General features: G+C 72.5%; 6 protein-coding genes. 4 read left to right on the top strand and 2 right to left on the bottom strand.

Annotated features, from left to right (window positions below; all coding sequences use genetic code 11):
• Positions 1-68: 68 nt before the first annotated feature.
• Positions 69-461, bottom strand: coding sequence for a hypothetical protein (locus tag QSK25_RS20115; RefSeq protein WP_502881875.1), 393 nt, complete (start codon positions 459-461; stop codon positions 69-71).
• A gap of 40 nt (positions 462-501) precedes the next feature.
• Positions 502-1,281: an SDR family NAD(P)-dependent oxidoreductase gene (locus QSK25_RS20110; RefSeq protein WP_285640259.1), complete on the bottom strand. Its 780-nt coding sequence runs from the start codon at positions 1,279-1,281 to the stop codon at positions 502-504.
• A gap of 54 nt (positions 1,282-1,335) precedes the next feature.
• On the opposite strand from QSK25_RS20110, the gene QSK25_RS20105 reads away from it, so the two are divergent.
• The 4 genes from QSK25_RS20105 to QSK25_RS20090 all read left to right on the top strand — a co-directional run bounded on the left by QSK25_RS20105 (position 1,336) and on the right by QSK25_RS20090 (position 17,687).
• A complete protein-coding gene (locus tag QSK25_RS20105) occupies positions 1,336-1,896 on the top strand; it encodes a TetR/AcrR family transcriptional regulator (RefSeq protein ID WP_285640258.1) in 561 nt (186 codons plus the stop codon).
• Positions 1,897-2,188: 292 nt separating this feature from the next.
• Positions 2,189-2,392: an MbtH family protein gene (locus QSK25_RS20100; RefSeq protein WP_285640257.1), complete on the top strand. Its 204-nt coding sequence runs from the start codon at positions 2,189-2,191 to the stop codon at positions 2,390-2,392.
• Positions 2,393-2,745: 353 nt separating this feature from the next.
• Complete coding sequence (locus tag QSK25_RS20095) at positions 2,746-4,068, top strand: serine hydrolase domain-containing protein (RefSeq protein ID WP_285640255.1); 1,323 nt, start codon at positions 2,746-2,748, stop codon at positions 4,066-4,068.
• A 77-nt stretch (positions 4,069-4,145) separates the two neighbouring features.
• A complete protein-coding gene (locus tag QSK25_RS20090; protein WP_285640253.1) occupies positions 4,146-17,687 on the top strand; it encodes a non-ribosomal peptide synthetase in 13,542 nt (4,513 codons plus the stop codon).
• The last annotated feature ends 11 nt before the right edge of the window (positions 17,688-17,698 follow it).

Below are 17,698 nucleotides of genomic sequence, written 5' to 3'. Positions count from 1 at the left end.
GCGTCCTGGTCCCGCGTCACCGCGGCCCGGCGCCGCAGGGTCGGCGGCGGAGGTGAGCGGTCGCCGGATCAGACGGGTTCGTCAGGGGTCCGGGCCGTGCCGGCGATCGAACCGCCCGGCTCGTCCGCGAGCTGCCCGCGACCGGACGCCTCCGACAGGACCTCCTCGTCCTCTTCCGTGGGAGCGACGATCCTGTCGGGTTGTTCCTCGGCGAGCCGGTCGTCCAACGGACGGGGGTGTGCTTGTTCGTACGGGGTCATGCCGTACTTGTCGACACCGCTCCACCGCTCGGGCGGGTCCATGCCCGCTTCGAGCGGGTCGAGGCGGAGCCGGTCCTCGTCGAGGTCCTCGGCGCTGTTGAGGGCGGCGGGATCGGTCTCGACCGCATCGGGCGAGCCGGTGTCCTGCGGTGGGGCGTAGGAACCCAGGTCGTCGTCCGGAGTCATGTCGTGTGTCGCCATGGTGGGCGTGTACCCGGCGATCGTCGTGCCAATCGACGGTTCAGACCACCGACTTCACGCTGCCGCCGTCGACTCGGATCGTCGCGCCGCTGACGTAGTCCGCGTATGGGCTGACCAGGTACGCCACCGCGCCGGCGATCTCCTCCGGGCGGCCGAACCGGTTGACGTCGTTGGGCACCAGGTCGTGCACGGCGTTGCGTTCGACCTCCTCCCACGACTCGCCCCAGCCGTTCAGCGGGGCCTGGGTGGTCAGCCAGTCGCGGACCGACGGAACCAGGATCGCGCCGGGGGAGACCACGTTCGAGGTGACGCCGCTGCCCTTCAGCTCGCGGGCCAGCGAGACCGCGAGGTTGTGCCTGGCGGCCAGGGTCGCGCTGTAGTGGGGCTGGACCGCGATCGGCTGCGAGCCGAGGCCACCACCGATCTGGACCACCCTGCCCCAGCCGCGGGCCCGCATGCCGGGGACGAGCCGTTGGACCATCCGCACCGCGGAGATCACGTTGGCCTCGTAGATGTCGCGCCACTGGCCGGGCGTCGAGGTGCTCCAGTCCTCGTGCGCGTAGCCGCCGGCGTTGTTCACCAGCACGTCGACCTCGCCTGCGGCAGCGGCGACCGCGTCCGCTCCCGCGTCGGTGGAGAGGTCGCCGATCGCGACCGCGACGGCGCCGATGTCCGCTGCGACGGCTTTGGCGCGGGCCTCGTCGCGACCGTGCACGACGACGTTCGCGCCTTCCGCCGCGAGCAGTCGCGCGATCTCCTCGCCCAGTCCCGAGCTCGAGCCCGTGACCAGTGCTGTCTTGCCTTCGAGGTGCAGTTCCACGACGTTCTCCTATGTATACGGTTGTAGACTTACCGTACGTCTACACTCGTATACATGGCAACCGCACGTCGGCGGGACGCGGCCGCGACCCGAGCGGCGATCCTCCAGGCCGGCATCGACGCGTTCACCCGGCACGGTTTCGACGGGATCGGGGTGCGGGAGATCGCGCAGGCGGCCGGGGTGTCCGCGATGCTCGTGAACCGCTACTTCGGGAACAAGGAAGGGCTGTTCGCGGAGGTCGTCGAGGTGTCGATGACCGACCGCACGGTGCTCACCGGCGACCCGGCGACGCTGGCGCGGGACATCGCCGCGGCGCTCGTCCGGCGCACCGCACCGGATGCCGACGACCTGTCGCCGTTCCTGCTGATGCTGCGGTCGGCGTCGAACCAGCGGGCCGCCGAGATCCTGCGCGCGGGCATCGAGAAGCACGTCGAGGCGCACGTGTACGACGTGGCGCCGCAGACCCGGGGCACCGGCCGGGCCGCGCTGGTGTTGTCGGTGATCGCCGGTTTCTGGTTGCAGCGCAAGGTGATCGGCAGCACGGCCCTCGAGGCGGCCGACGAGGAAGAGCTGGCCGGTACCCTGCGACGGCTCTTCGAGGTGCTGCTGCCCTGACGCGTGGCCCCTCGGTCCCCGATCGGCGTCGCACGACTCGGGGATTCGTCGTGCGTGTTGTCTTGCGAGCAATTGTGAAGAAGTAAGTGACTCTCGGGTAACGGGCAGTTCCCCGTCGGCTGTGCGCTAAACATACATTCTTTTGATGTCCATTCGCCGGTGATCAAATGCTCCTTTCGGCGGTGTGTGGTGCAGGGGTCGATCGACACTGTTATGTTGGCGGCGGCGGTGCTGGATAGCGCGCCGCCGTCGTTTTGTGTCTGCACTTCGCCCATCGGCAAAGGAGAGAGTTGTGGCTGACGACGCCTATCAAGTGCTGGTCAACGACGAGGAGCAGCGTTCGCTGTGGCCTCCGGGCAAAGAGGTTCCCGCCGGGTGGCGCAGCGAGGGCAAGGAGGGGACGCGGCAGGAGTGCATGGACTACGTCGACTCCGTGTGGACCGACATGCGGCCCCGTAGCCTGCGGGAACAGATGTCGGCGGACGTCACCGGCTGATCTCGTGGTGTGGGGTGACCTGGCGGGGCGGGCTCCCGCGGGGCTGGTCAAACATGGCGATCGGGTGAATGACGGTGTTTCGTGGTGACCTTTCGCAGTAATCATCGATCGCCGATGTGTTTTTCATTGACCAAATTCTGGGACTGCGTAACTCGGGGCTGACACGGTCGTTGGACGACTGTATGGATGGTGGTTGACGACGAACTCCGGGAAACATTCTTGCTCGTGCGGAATGTGGCCGTGGAGTGAGCGGAAGTGTGCGCCGGGGTTATCGGCGGCTGAATGTGTCGCCGCATCCTGTGGTGCAGGTCGCGGTGATCGACCGGAACAACTGGACGTTCGGTGGAGAGGAAATGGTGAAGCACTTACGCGAGGTGCTGGAACGATCGGCACTCGACAACCACGTGCCCGGCGCGCAGCTCGTCCTCTGGCGGGACGGCGAGGTCCGGGAGTTCGAGTTCGGTGAGGAACGGCACGGCTCCGGGCGTGCCGTCGGACGTGACAGCAAGGTGCCCATCGGGTCCATCACCAAGACGTTCACCGCGACGCTGCTGATGGTGCTGGTGTCCGACGGCGACGTCGACCTGGACGAGCCGGTGGTGCAGTACCTGCCCGAACTGCGGCAGGCGCTCGGGGGCAACGCCGACGTGCTCACCGCCCGCCACCTGCTCAGCCACACCGGTGGCCTGCCCTCGGAGGTCGTCGCCCCGCCGGACGGACGGGTGGCGCTGGCGGCCTCCGTGCAGGACGTCGTGCAACCACCGGGCGCCGGTTTCTCCTACTCCAACACCGGATACGCCCTGATCGGCCGTCTGATCGAGGTGGCGACAGGCATGACGTGGGCGGAAGCGGTCCGCACGATCCTGCTCAAACCGCTCGGCATCGACCTCGGGTTCCTCGCGGAGCAGGGGAGTGCCGCCACCGCCAGCGGTCACACCGTCAACCACGCGCTGCGCCTCGTGCGCCCGGTCGAGCAGGAACTCGCCCCGGTCGAGGCACCCGCCGGCGGGCTCGCCGCCAGTGCCGCCGACCTCGTCGAGCTCGCGAAGATGCACCTCGACCCCCGCCACGGCGGCATCGATCCCGGTCTGGTCACCCCCGAACACCTCGCGGAGATGTGCCGGCCGGTGCCGGGTGCGGAGCCGTTCGGGCTCGCCGACGGCTGGGGTCTCGGCCTCGCCCTCTTCCGCGGTCACGGCACGGGCTGGCTCGGGCACGACGGCACTGCCGACGGCACCTCCTGCCACCTGCGCCTGAACCCCGGGACCGGCACGGTCGTGGCCCTGACGGCCAACTCGTCCACCGGCGCGGCCCTGTGGCGCGACCTGCTGCCGGAACTGCGCGCGGTGGGCATCGACCTCACCGAGGACGAGGCGACGATCGACGCCGAGCCGAGCGCGTCCATCCCGCGCGAGTGCACCGGCACGTACGTCAACGGCGACACGGCGTTCTCCGTCGTGGTCGAAGGCGACGAGCTGCACCTGGTCGTCGACGACGAACCGGCCGCGCGGCTCGCGGTCCACGACGGGTTCGTCTTCTCCGTGACGGACCTGGCCAACGGCGCCGCCGGTCGTCCCGGCCGCTTCCTGCGCGACCCCCGCAGCGGCCGGATCGACCGGATCCAGATCGGCGGCAGGGTCGCCGGCCGGCGCCACCGCGAACGCGACGTGGCCTGACGCCGCGGTTCCGCACCCCCTCCCACTTCCCCTGTACCCGTGGCGCTGGAACGCGCCCAAAAAGAGGTTGGACGGCGATGACGCTCCACGACACAGTGCCCGCCACCACACCGGCCGGTGGTCCTCTCCGGGCCGCACAGCGGGACACCGTCGTCGGCCTGTTCGCCGAGCAGGTCCGGCGCACCCCCGGCGCGGTGGCGGTGCTCACCGACGACGGCGAGCTCACCTACGCGGAACTGGACGCGCGCTCGGACCGGCTCGCGGGATCCCTGCTGCGCCTGGGGGTCCGGCCCGAACAGCCGGTCGGCGTGCTCGTGGAGCGGTCTGCCGGGCTCGTGGCCGGTGTGCTCGCCGTGCTCAAGGCCGGTGGCGCGTACGTGCCGCTCGACGCGCGTGCGCCCGACGAGCGGATGGTGACCGTGCTGGCCGAGGCCGGTGTGTCGGTGCTGCTGACCGACGAGACCTGGAAGGGCGTCGCGGAACGGGTCCACGGCGGCCCCGTGCTCCTGGTGGACGACGAAGGTGACCCTGCACCCGAAGCGTTGGTGCGGCCGGAGAACCTGGCGTACGTCGTGTTCACCTCCGGGTCCACGGGCGTGCCGAAGGGTGTGGCGGCACGCCACCGCGACGTGGTGGACCTGGTGCGCGACAAGAGGTTCGGTGGTGGGGCGCACGACCGCGTGCTCGTCCACTCGCCGATGGCGTTCGACGCGTCGACCTACGAGCTGTGGGTGCCGCTGCTGAGCGGAGGCACCGCCGTGATCGCTCCTCCCGGTGACGTGGACGGTCCGGTGCTGCGGAAGGCGATCACCGAGCACGGCGTCACCGGGCTCTTCGTCACCTCCGGCCTGTTCCGCGTGCTGGCGCAGGACGACCCGGGTTGCCTGGCGGGCGTGCGCGAGGTGTGGACCGGTGGTGACGTCGTGCCCGCCGCGGCGGTGCGGCGGGTGCTGGGGGCGTGCCCCGGAACGACGGTCATCGACGTGTACGGCCCCACGGAGACCACCACGTTCGCCAGCTGCCACCCCCTGCCGGACCTGGACGCGGTGCCGGACGTCCTGCCCATCGGCACGGCGTTGGACGGCATGCGCCTGCACGTGCTGGACGAGGACCTGAACGTCGTCCTCGACGGGGAGACCGGCGAGCTGTTCATCGCGGGCGACGGTCTGGCGCGCGGGTACCTCCGCCGTCCCGGCCTGACCGCGGACCGCTTCCTGGCCGACCCGTTCGGCGCGCCCGGCGACCGCATGTACCGCACCGGTGACCTGGTCCGGTGGACGCCCGAGGGCACCGTCGACTTCGTCGGCCGCGCCGACGACCAGGTCAAGATCCGCGGCTTCCGCGTGGAGACGGCGGAGGTCGAGGCGGTGCTGGCGAAGCACGCTGATGTCGTGCAGGCCGCGGTCCAGGCGCAGGTGGACCACAACGGGGTCAAGCGCCTGGTCGCGTACGTGGTGTCCACGACCGCACCCTCCGACGACGAACTGCGCGCGGCACTCCTGCGCTCGCTGCCCGACTACATGGTGCCGTCGGCGTTCGTGGCGCTGGACGGCCTTCCGCTCAACGCCAACGGAAAGGTCGACCGCAAGGCGCTGCCCGCACCGGACTGGGGCCTCGACCGGCAGGCCGAGCACGTCGCGCCGCGCACCCCCGCCGAACGGGCCGTCGCACGGGCGTGGGCCGAGGTGCTCGCCCTCGACCCCGGTCGGGTCGGCGCGCACGACGACTTCCTGTCCCTGGGCGGCGACTCGATCCAGGCGCTGCGCGTCGTGTCACGCCTGCGCACCGCCCTGGACGTGCCGCTGTCCACCGGCGACCTGATGGCCGCAAGGACCGTGGCCGGCCTCGCCGACCTGCTCGCGGACCGCCTGCCCATCACGGCTGACGACCGCATCACCCCCTTGCCCGCCGACGAGGTCCTGCCGCTCTCCCCGGCGCAACGGCGGCTGTGGTTGCAGCACGAGCTCGATCCCACCGCCACCGACTACAACACCGGCGTCGCCCTGCGGCTGCGCGGCCCGCTCGACCTGGACGCCCTTCGGTCGGCGATCGACGGACTGATCGCCCGGCACGAGACCATGCGCACCACCTTCGCCGAAGTGGACGGCCAGGGCGTGCAGGTCGTCACCCAGGCCACCGTGCCGTTGCGCGTGGAGGACCTTTCCGCTGCCGCCGAACAGGAAGACGCGCTCGACCGGTTGTGCGCGGAAGAGCTGACCACGCCGTTCGACCTCGGCACCGGGCCACTGGTCCGCGTCGTGCTGGCCAGGCTCGCCGACGACGACCACGTGCTGCTGCTCGACCAGCACCACGTCGTCACCGACGGCTGGTCGGTCCGGATCCAGGTCGACGACCTGCTGGAGCTCTACCGGGCCGCCGTGCGAAGAACCACCGCCGACCTCGAGCCGCTTCCCGTGCGCTACGGCGACTTCGCGGCCTGGCAGCACCGCCGCCTCGACGATCCCGCCGTGACGGCGGAGCTGGACCACTGGCGGCACGTCCTCGCCGGCCTCGACCCCCTCGACCTGCCCACCGACCGGCCCCGCCCCGCGCAGCGCACCACCAACGGCGCCGTGCACCGCGAAACCCTGCCGGACCCGCTGGTGCGGCACCTGACCGAGGTCGGCAGGAACGCCGGCACGACCCTGTTCACCTCGCTGGCGGCCGCCGTGCAGCTGCTGCTGGCCCGCTACACCGGCCGGCGTGACGTGGCGGTGGGAACGGCGTCCGCCGGACGCGGCCGGCCGGAGCTGGACGACCTCGTCGGGTTCTTCGTCAACACCCTCGTGCTGCGGTCCACAGTGGACCCGGACGTGCCGTTCGAGCGGTTCCTGGCCGACGTCCGGGACACCGTGCTCGACGCCTTCGCCCACGACGAGGTCCCGTTCGACCGGCTCGTCGACGAACTGCGCCCGGACCGCGACCCGAGCCGCACGCCGTTCGTGCAGGCGCTCGTCGTGCTGCAACAGGAGATGGTGCGCCCCAGGACCATCGACGCGCTGGACGTCACCGAACACCCCCTGCCCCGGCCGCGGGCGCGGTTCGAGCTGCTGGTGGAGTTCTGGCCGCGCGACGGCGGGCTCGACCTGTCCATCGAGTACAACACCGACCTCTGGGACGCCGCCACGATCCAGCGGATGGCCGGTCACCTCAGGGTTCTGCTGGGGGCCATCGCTCCCGGCGTCAGGCTGGGCGAGCTGCCGCTGCTCGAACCGCGGGAACGCCACCAGGTGCTGGAAGCGTTCAACGACACCGAACGGCACGACCCGCCGGCCACGATCACCGAGCTGTTCGCCGACCAGGTCCGCCGCGCCCCGCACGCCGAAGCCGTGGTCGCCGACGGGACGTCGCTGACCTACGCCGAGCTGGACGCGCGGGCCAACCGCCTCGCGCACCACCTGCTGCGGCACGGCCTGCGCGCCGAGGAACCGGTGGCGGTGCTGGTGGGCCGCTCAGTCGACCTCGTGGTCGCCGAGCTCGCCGTGGTCAAGGCGGGTGGCGCCTACGTCCCGCTTGACACCAGGGCACCCGCCGAGCGGCTGGCCGTCCTGCTGGCGGGCACCGGGGCCGCTGTCGTGCTCACCGACGAGATGTGGTTAGCGGCCGCGCGGGAGGTGCACGACGGTCACGTGGTCGTGCTGGGCACCGAGGAGGGGGAGTCCTCCGCACCGGACGTCGTGGTGCACCCGGACCAGCTGGCGTACGTCATGCACACCTCGGGGTCCACCGGCGTGCCGAAGGGCGTCGCCGTGCGGCACCGGGACGTGACGGACCTGGCACGCGACCGGAGGTTCCGGGGCGGCGCGCACGATCGGGTCCTGCTGCACTCCGCACCCGCGTTCGACGCCACCACCTACGAGGTGTGGGTGCCGTTGCTCAGCGGTGGCACCGTCGTGGTCGCCCCGGCGGGCGACCTGGACGCCGACCGGCTCCGCGACCTCGTCACCGGGCACGGCCTCACCGCGCTGTGGCTGACCGCCGGCCTGTTCCGGGTGATCGCGCAGGACGAGCCGGAGTGCCTGACCGGCCTGCGCGAGGTGTGGACCGGCGGCGACGTCGTGCCCGCACCGGCCGTCCGGCGGGTGCTGCGCGCGTGCCCCGGCATCGCCGTGGTCGACGGCTACGGCCCCACCGAGACCACCACCTTCGCCACCTCGCACCGCATGACCGGCGCCGTCGAGGACGTGGTGCCCATCGGCCGCCCGCTGGACGGGATGCGCCTGCGCGTGCTGGACGGCTCCCTGGAGCCCACGCCGATCGGTGTGCCGGGCGAGCTGTTCCTCGCCGGTTCGGGCCTGGCGCGCGGCTACGCCGGTCGGCCGGGCCTCACCGCGTCGCGGTTCGTCGCCGACCCGTTCGGGGCGCCGGGGGAGCGGATGTACCGCACCGGTGATCTGGTGCGGTGGCGCGTCGACGGCACGGTGGAGTTCGTCGGCCGCACCGACGACCAGGTCAAGATCCGCGGGTTCCGCGTCGAACCGGGCGAGGTCGACACCGCCCTGGCCGCGCACCCCGCCGTCGCCCAGTCGGTCACGGTCGTGCGCACCGACGACACCGGCCGCAAGCGCCTGGTCGCCTACCTGACCGCGGCCGGCACCGCGCCCGACGTGGCGTCGCTGCGGGAGTTCCTCGGCCGCACGCTGCCGGACTACCTCGTGCCGTCCGCGTTCGTCGTCGTGGAAGCCTTGCCGCTCAACGCGAGCGGCAAGGTCGACCGGCGCGCCCTGCCCGCCCCGGTGTGGGCCGCCACCACCGCGCACGTCGCGCCCGCCGCCGGACCGGAGGCCGTGCTGGCCGGGATCTGGGCGGAGCTGCTCGGCGTCGACCGCGTGGGCGCCACCGACAACTTCTTCGAGCTGGGCGGCGACTCCATCCTCAGCATCCAGGTGGTGTCCCGTGCCCGGCAGGCCGGTCTCGCGCTCAGCCCCGGAGAGGTGTTCCGGCACCCCACCGTGGCGGCGCTCGCCGCGGTGACGGCCGTCGCCGGACCCGCCGAGGCCGACCAGGACCGGGTGGTGGGCGACGTACCGCTCACGCCCGTGCAGCGCTGGTTGTTCGCCACGAACCCCGACCACAGCGAGCACTTCAACCAGACGCTGACGGTGGAACTGGCGTCCGATGTGGACGTCGACGCCCTGCGCGCGGCGCTGGCCGCGCTGGTGGAGCACCACGACGCGTTGCGGATGCGGTTCGAGCGCACGGGATCCGGCTGGCGGCAGCACAACGCCCCGGCCGAGCAGGCCGAGCTGCTCACCACGAGCCCCTGCGCGGGATTCGACCTCGCGACCGGCCCGTTGCTGCACGCCGAACTGCAGAACTCCTTGCTGCGCCTGACGATTCACCACCTCGTCGTGGACGGTGTGTCGTGGCGCGTCCTGCTGGAGGACCTCGTCACCGCCTACGACCTGGCCGCGCGCGGCGAGCCCGTCCGGCTCGCCGCCAAGACCACGTCGTTCCGGGACTGGTCGCACCGGCTCGCCCGGCTCGTCGCCGACGGCGGGTTCGACGACGAACGCGACCACTGGGCCGCCACCTCGGCAGTGGACCCGGACCTGCCCGTCGACCACGACGGCCCCGGCACCGGCGTGTCCACCCGCTCCGTCTCGGTCCGGCTCGACCGCGAGACCACCAGGGCGTTGCTGCAGGACGTGCCCGGTGCGTACCGCACGCAGGTCAACGACGTGCTGCTGAGCGCGCTCGGCCGGGTGCTGGCCGACTGGACCGGTCGCACGCGGGTGCTCGTGGACCTGGAGGGCCACGGCCGCGAGGAACTGTTCAACGGCGTCGACCTCTCCCGCACGGTCGGCTGGTTCACCTCGATCTTCCCGGTCGCGCTGGACGTGCCGGGCGGTGACTGGGGCCAGGTCCTCAAATCGGTCAAGGAACAGCTCCGCGCCGTGCCGCGCAAGGGGATCGGCCACGGGCTGCTGCACGAGCCCGGGACCCGTGGGCCGCAGATCAGCTTCAACCACCTCGGCCGCCTCGACTGGTCCGCGGTGGAGGGCGGCGTGCTGCGCGCCGTGCGCGGCAGCCTGGAGCTCGACACCGCACCGGACGCCCCGCGCCCGCACCTGCTCGACGTCGTCGGCGCGGTCGAGCACGGCTGCCTCGACCTCACCTGGTACTTCAGCGACCGGGTGCACGACCGCAAGACCGTGCTGCGCCTGGCCGAGGCGATGGCCGGGGCGTTGCGGGAGGTCGTGGCCCACTGCGCCCGGCCCGGTTCCGGTGGACGCACGCCGTCGGACTTCCCGTTGGCACGTCTGGACCAGGCCGCGGTGGACCGGCTCGCCGGGGACGGCCGGGACGTCGAGGACGTCTACCCGCTGACGCCGATGCAGGCGGGCATGGTCTTCCACGGCCTGGTCGACGGCACGACCTCCGGCGCGTACTTCAACCAGGTCCGCTTCCGCCTCTCCGGCGTGACCGACCCGCAGGCGCTGGGCGAGGCCTGGCAACGGGTCGTGGACCGCAACGCCGTGCTGCGCAGCGAGGTCGTGTGGGAGGGGCTCGCGGAACCACTGCAGCTCGTGCGTCCCGACGTCACCCTGCCGATCACCCACCTGGACTGGACCGGCCTCGACGAGGACGAGCGGCTGCGAGCGCTCCTGGACAGCGACCGCGCGGCCGGGATGGACCTCACCACCGCGCCGCTGATGCGCGTGGCGATCGCCCGGCTGGCGCAGGACGAGGTGCTGGTGCTGTGGACGTTCCACCACGTCCTGCTCGACGGGTGGAGCGCCGCCCGGCTGTTCACCGAGGTCTGCGAGCACCACGCCGCCATCACGCGCGGCACCTCCGGGCCCGCCGCGGCGCGGCCGCCGTTCCGCGAGTACCTGCACTGGCTCGACCGGCAGGACGGCGGCGAGGCCGAACGGTACTGGCGGCAGGTGCTCGACGGCTTCGACGAGACCACCCCGCTGCCGTTCGACCGCAGCCCGGTCGACGCGCACCGGGCGCAGTCCGGGGGCACGGTCCGCTTCGAGCTGAGCGCCGCGAGCACCGAACGGCTGCGCGACGTGGCCCAGCGCGGCGGACTGACCGTCAGCACCGTCGTGCAGGGCGCGTGGGCGGTGCTGCTGGCTCGCTACGCCGGCACGTCCGACGTCGTGTTCGGCACCACCGTGTCCGGCCGCCCGGCCGATCTGCCCGGCGTCGAGTCGACCGTCGGCATGTTCATCAACACCGTGCCCACCAGGGTCGCCGTCGACCGCGAACGGGACCAGCTGTCGTGGCTGCGGGAGCTGCAGGCCGACCAGGCGGAGGCGCGGCGGTTCGAGCACGTGCCCCTGGCACGGCTGCGCGGGTGGAGCGCGCTGCCCGGCGGCGCGAACCTCTTCGACAGCATCGTGGTCTTCGAGAACTACCCGTTCGACGAGGACGCCATGACCGCGCACGGCCTGCGGCTGCACGACGTCCACGCGCACGAGCCCACCAACTACGCGCTCACGGTCGTGGTGTCGCCCGGACCGCGGCTCGTGGTCGAGCTCGACCACGACCCGGAGCTGTTCGACGAGGCCACGGTGCGGCGGCTCGGCCGGCACCTGCGGATGCTGCTCGACGACGTGCTGGCGGACCCGGCGCGGCCGGTGCGGGAACTGCGGTTGCTCGACGACGCCGAACGCGAGCAGGTGCTGGTGGAGTGGAACCCCGCCGGCCGGGACTTCCCGGTCGGCACCCTGCCGGAGTTGTTCGCCGAGCAGGCCGCGCGCACCCCGGACGCCGTCGCGGTCACGTGCGAGGGCGAGCACCTCACCTACGCCGAACTGGACACCCGCGCCAACCGGCTGGCTCACCTGCTGGTCGGACGAGGTGCGGAGCCGGAGGAGTACGTCGCGCTGCGGCTGCCCCGGTCCATCGACCTGGTCGTGGCGGTGCTCGGCGTGCTCAAGTCCGGCGCGGCCTACCTGCCGATCGACCCGTCGTACCCGGAGGACCGGATCGCGGGCATGGTCGAGGACACCCGCCCGGTGGTGGTGCTGACCGAGCTGCCGGACCTCTCCGGACTGCCGCCGACGGCACCGGAAGTGCCGCTACGGCCGGAAAACCCCGCGTACGTCATCTACACCTCCGGCTCCACCGGCAAGCCCAAGGGCGTCGTCGTGCCGCACGCGAACGTGGCCCGGCTGTTCTCGGCGACCGACGCCTGGTTCGGGTTCGGTGCCGACGACGTGTGGACCCTGTTCCACAGCTATGCCTTCGACTTCTCCGTCTGGGAGCTGTGGGGTCCGCTGCTGCACGGCGGCCGGCTCGTCGTCGTGCCGCACGAGGTGTCGCGCTCGCCGCGCGAGTTCGCCGGGCTGCTGGCGCGGGAACGGGTCACGGTGCTCAACCAGACGCCGTCGGCGTTCTACCAGCTGATCGCCGAACGGCCGCGCGACCTCTGCCTGCGGTACGTGATCTTCGGCGGCGAGGCGCTGGACGTCCGCAAACTGTCCTCGTGGGACGGTCCGGGCGAGCTGATCAACATGTACGGCATCACCGAGACCACCGTGCACGTGACGTGGACGCCCGCCGACGGCACCGTCGGCGAACCCATCCCGGACCTGCGCGTGTACGTGCTCGACGAGGACCTGCGGCCGGTGCCGCCCGGCGTCGTCGGCGAGATGCACGTCGCGGGCGCCGGACTGGCCCGCGGCTACCTGAACCGGCCCGGCCTGACCGCGTCCCGGTTCGTCGCCGACCCGTTCGGCGAACCCGGAGCGCGCATGTACCGCACGGGCGACCTGGCGCGGTGGAAGGACGGCCGGCTCGACTACCTCGGCCGCGCCGACCACCAGGTCAAGATCCGCGGCTTCCGGATCGAGCTCGGTGAGATCGAGGCCGCGCTCGAAGCGCACCACGACGTGACCGCCGCCGTGGCCGATGTCCGCGACCACGCCGGGCGCAAGGTCCTCGTCGGCTACGTCGTCGGTGGTGAGGGCGCCGACCTGCGCGCGTTCCTGGCGCGGACGCTGCCCGGCCACATGGTCCCCGCGACGGTCGTGCACCTCGACCGGCTTCCGTTGACGGGCAACGGGAAGCTCGACCGCAAGGCGCTGCCGGCACCGGAGTGGGAGACGACCGGCGCCCGGCACGTCGAGCCGCGCACGGAGACCGAGCGCGTGCTCGCGGACATCTGGGCGCAGGTGCTGGGACTCGACCGGGTCGGCGTCGAGGACGACTTCTTCCAGCTGGGCGGTGACTCGATCATCAGCATCCAGGTCGTGTCGCGGGCGCGGCAGGCCGGGTACGGGCTGGCGCCGCGCGACCTGTTCAACCATCCGACGGTGGCCGCGCTCGCGGCGGCCGTGCCCGCTGCCGAGACCGCGGCCGGTGTGCCGCAGGGTCCGGTGGTCGGCGAGGTCCCGCTGACCCCGATCCAGCGCTGGTTCCTCGACACCGAACCGCCGCACCCCGAGCACTTCGACCAGTTCGTCGAGGTCGAGTTCGCCGACGAGGTCGACCCGGTGGCGTTGCGCAAGGCGTTGGCGGGGCTGATGGAGCACCACGACGCACTGCGGATGCGGTTCGAACGCAGCGGCTCCGGCTGGCGGCAGTACAACCCGCCGGTGGAGCCCGTCGACGTCCTGTCCGAAGTGGACAGCGGATTCGCCCTGGGGCGCGGGCCGCTGCTGCGCGCGAGGCTCACGTCCCGCACGCTCCAGCTCACCGTGCACCACCTGGTCGTCGACGGTGTGTCGTGGCGGGTGCTGCTGGAGGACCTGGAGACGGCCTACCTGCAAGCCCTGCGCGGCGAGGAAGTGGTCCTCGCGGCCAAGACCACGTCGTTCCGCGAGTGGGCGCACCGGCTCGCCGAGCACACCGCCGGCGGAGGGTTCGACGACGAGGCGGACCACTGGGCGGGCGTGACCGGCGACCCCGTGGAGGGCACCGGCACGACCGGTTCCGTGCGCGGGGTCACGGTGGAGCTGGACGCCGACCTGACCAGGGCGCTGTTGCAGGACGTGCCCGCCGTGTACCGCACGCAGGTCAACGACGTGCTGCTGAGCGCGTTGGGACGGGTGCTCGCCGGGTGGACGGGACGCGACCGGGTGCTGGTCGACCTGGAGGGCCACGGCCGCGACGGCGACTTCCTCGACGGTGTCGACCTGTCCCGCACGGTCGGCTGGTTCACCTCGGTGTTCCCGGTGGCGCTCGACGTGCCGGCGGGGGACTGGGGCGCGGTGCTGAAGGCGACCAAGGAACGGCTGCGCGCGGTACCCAGGCGCGGTATCGGTCACGGCGCACGGTACGGCGGTGTGCAGCCCGCGGTCGCGTTCAACTACCTCGGGCAGTTCGACGGCGCGGCGGGCGGCAAGGCGTTCCGCACGATCGGCGGGCTGAGCGCCGACGCCTCGCCCGACACGCCCCGGCACCACCTGCTCGACGTCGTCGGTGCCGTGCAGGACCGGCGGCTCCAGCTCACCTGGTACTACAGCGACGAGGTGCACGACGAGTCGGCCGTGCGGGCCCTGGCCGAGGCGATGACGGTGGCGTTGCGGGAGATCGTGACGCACTGCGCCGAACCGGGTGCGGGAGGACGAACACCGTCGGACTTCCCGTTGGCGGGACTCGACCAGGCCGCCGTGGACCGGATCGTCGGCGACGGCCGGGACGTCGAGGACGTCTACCCGCTGACGCCGATGCAGGCCGGAATGGTCTTCCACAGCCTGTCGCACGGCCACGAAGGCCTGTACACCGAACGGATCTCGTTCGTCCTCGACGGCGTCACGGACGTCGACGCGCTGGCACGCGCGTGGCGCGAAGTGGTGGCGCGGACGCCGATCCTGCGCAGCCGCGTCGTGTGGGAGGGCGTCGACCGGCCGGTGCAGGTGGTGTGCCGCGAGGTCGAGCTGCCGGAGGACGGAGAGCTCGACCTCGGCACCGCGCCGTTGCTGCGGCTGGCGTTGGCGCGCGAGTCGGACACGGCCGTGCGGGTCCGGTGGACGTTCCACCACGTGCTGCTCGACGGGTGGAGCACGTTCCAGGTGCTCCACGACGTGATCACGTGTTACGCGGCCTTCACCGCCGGGTGCGAGCCCGAGCTCCCGTCCCGCCGCCCGTTCGGCGACTACCTGCGCTGGCTGTCCACCCAGGACCCGGCAGAGGCGGAAGCCCACTGGCGGCAGGCTCTGCGCGGGTTCGACGCCCCCACGCCGCTGCCGCTCGACCGGCCGGCCGAACCCGGTCACGCCACGCGCTCGGCGGCGTGGACCACGATGACGCTGCCCGGTGACGCGCTGCGGGAGTTCGCCCAGCGCACCGGCGTGACGCTCAACGCCGTGGTGCAGGGCGCGTGGGCGTTGCTGCTCTCGCGCTACAGCGGGCAGGACGACGTCTGCTTCGGTTCCACCGTGTCCGGCCGCCCGGTCGACCTGGCCGGCGCGGACGCCATCACCGGCATGTTCATCAACACCCTGCCCGTGCGGACGGAGGTCGCGCAGGACGAGCCGGTCGCGGTGTGGCTGCGGCGGCTGCAGGCGGACCAGGCCGAGGCCCGGCGGTTCGAGCACGTGGCGCTCGCGGACCTGCAGGCGTGGAGCGGCACGGAGTTGTTCACCAGCATCGTGGTGTTCGAGAACTACCCGGTCGACGAGGCCGCGTCCCACGGGGTCACCGTGCGGGACCTGGACGCCGTGGAGACGACCAACTACCCGCTGAGCCTGGGCGTCCGTCCCGGCCGGGAGCTGGAGTTCCGCCTCAGCTACGACCCGGCCCTGTTCGACGCCACCACGGTCGAGCGCATCGGCGGCCACCTCGCCGCCGCGGTGCTCGGCCTGGCTACGGACGCCGGCCGGCCGGTGGGCGAGGTCGACGTCCTCGGCGAGGCCGAACGGCGGCTCGTCCTCCCGCAACGGGCGGAGATCGGAATTGCGGAGGCGACCGTCGCCGAGGTGTTCGCCGCCCAGGCGGACCGGACCCCCGACGCGGTGGCCGTGGTCGCGGGCGGCACGTCGCTCACCTACGCCGAACTGGACGCCCGCGCGAACCGGCTGGCACACCGGCTGATCTCGCTCGGCGTGCGGCCGGAAGAACGCGTCGGGGTGCTGCTGCGCCGCTCGGCCGACGTGGTGGTCTCGGTGCTCGCCGTGCTCAAGGCGGGCGGCGCGTACCTGCCGCTGGACAGCAGGGCGCCGGAGGAACGCCGACGCCTGGTGCTGGAGCAGGCCGGGAGCCGGGTGCTGATCACCGACTCCGATGTCCCGTTCGACGGCCACGTCCTGGTCCCGGACGGCGGGTCGGCGGACCGGCCAGTGGTGGCCGCGCACCCGGACGGTCTCGCCTACGTGGAGTTCACCTCGGGCTCCACCGGCACGCCGAAGGGCGTCGCGGTGCGGCACCGGGACGTGGTGGCGCTGGCGCTCGACTCCCGGTTCGACGGCCCGGCGCACCGGACCGTGCTGGTGCACTCGCCGCTGGCGTTCGACGCCTCCACCTACGAGCTGTGGGTGCCGCTGCTGCGGGGCGGCCGGGTGGTCGTCGCACCGCCGGAGGACCTCGACGCGGCCTCGTTGCGCGAGCTGATCACCACGCACGGCGTGACGGCGCTCTGGCTCACCGCGGGCCTGTTCCGCGTGCTGGCACAGGACTCGCCGGATTGCCTGGCGGGCGTGCGCGAGGTGTGGACCGGTGGCGACGTCGTGCCCGCCGCCGCGGTCCGCCAGGTGATGGCGGCCTGCCCCGGCCTGGTGGTGGTCGACGGGTACGGGCCGACCGAGACCACGACGTTCGCCACCTCGTACCGGATGACCGGCCAGGTACCCGACACCGTGCCCATCGGGTCCGCGCTCGACGGCATGGCCACGTACGTGCTGGACGACCGGCTGCGCCCGGTGCCGATCGGCGTGCCCGGCGAGCTGTACCTGGCGGGCGCCGGCCTGGCCCGCGGGTACCTCGACCGGCCCGGCCTCACCGCCTCCCGGTTCGTCGCCTGCCCGTTCGGCACACCGGGGGAGCGGATGTACCGCACCGGCGACGTCGTGCGGTGGCTGCCCACCGGCGAGCTGGAGTTCGCCGGCCGCGCCGACGACCAGGTGAAGCTGCGCGGGTTCCGCATCGAGCTCGGCGAGGTCGAAGCGGTGCTGGGACGGCACCCCGGCGTGGGCGGGCTGGTCGTGGTGGTCCGCGAGGACCCGCACGGCGGCAAGCGGCTCGTCGCCTACCTGGTGCCGGCCGACCCCGCCCGGGCACCGGAACCGGCGGAGCTGGCGGCGTTCGCGGGACGGACCCTGCCCGACTACATGGTGCCCGCGGCGTTCGTCCTGCTCGACGCGCTTCCGCTGAGCGCCAACGGGAAGGTCGACCGGGCCGCGTTGCCCGAGCCGTCCGCCACCGCGCCCGCCACGCCGTACGTCGCACCGACGACCGACACCGAGGAGGTCGTGGCCGGGATCTGGGCCGAGGTGCTGGGCGTGGACCGGGTCGGCGTCGAGGACGACTTCCTCGCACTCGGCGGCGACTCCATGCGCAGCCTGCTCGTGACGTCCCGCTGCCGCGCGGCGTTCGACGTGCCGCTGACCCCGCACGACGTCCTCACCGCCCGCACGGTCACCGGCCTCGCGGGACTGGTCGAGGAGAAGATCCTGCTCGAGCTCGAACGACTCGCCCTCGAAGACGGCGCCACCCAGGACCTGTGAGGAGACACCAC

The organism is Lentzea sp. NBRC 102530 (genome assembly GCF_030269365.1).
Taxonomy (GTDB): Bacteria; Actinomycetota; Actinomycetes; order Mycobacteriales; family Pseudonocardiaceae; genus Lentzea.
This window is presented reverse-complemented; position numbering and strand designations above follow the sequence as displayed.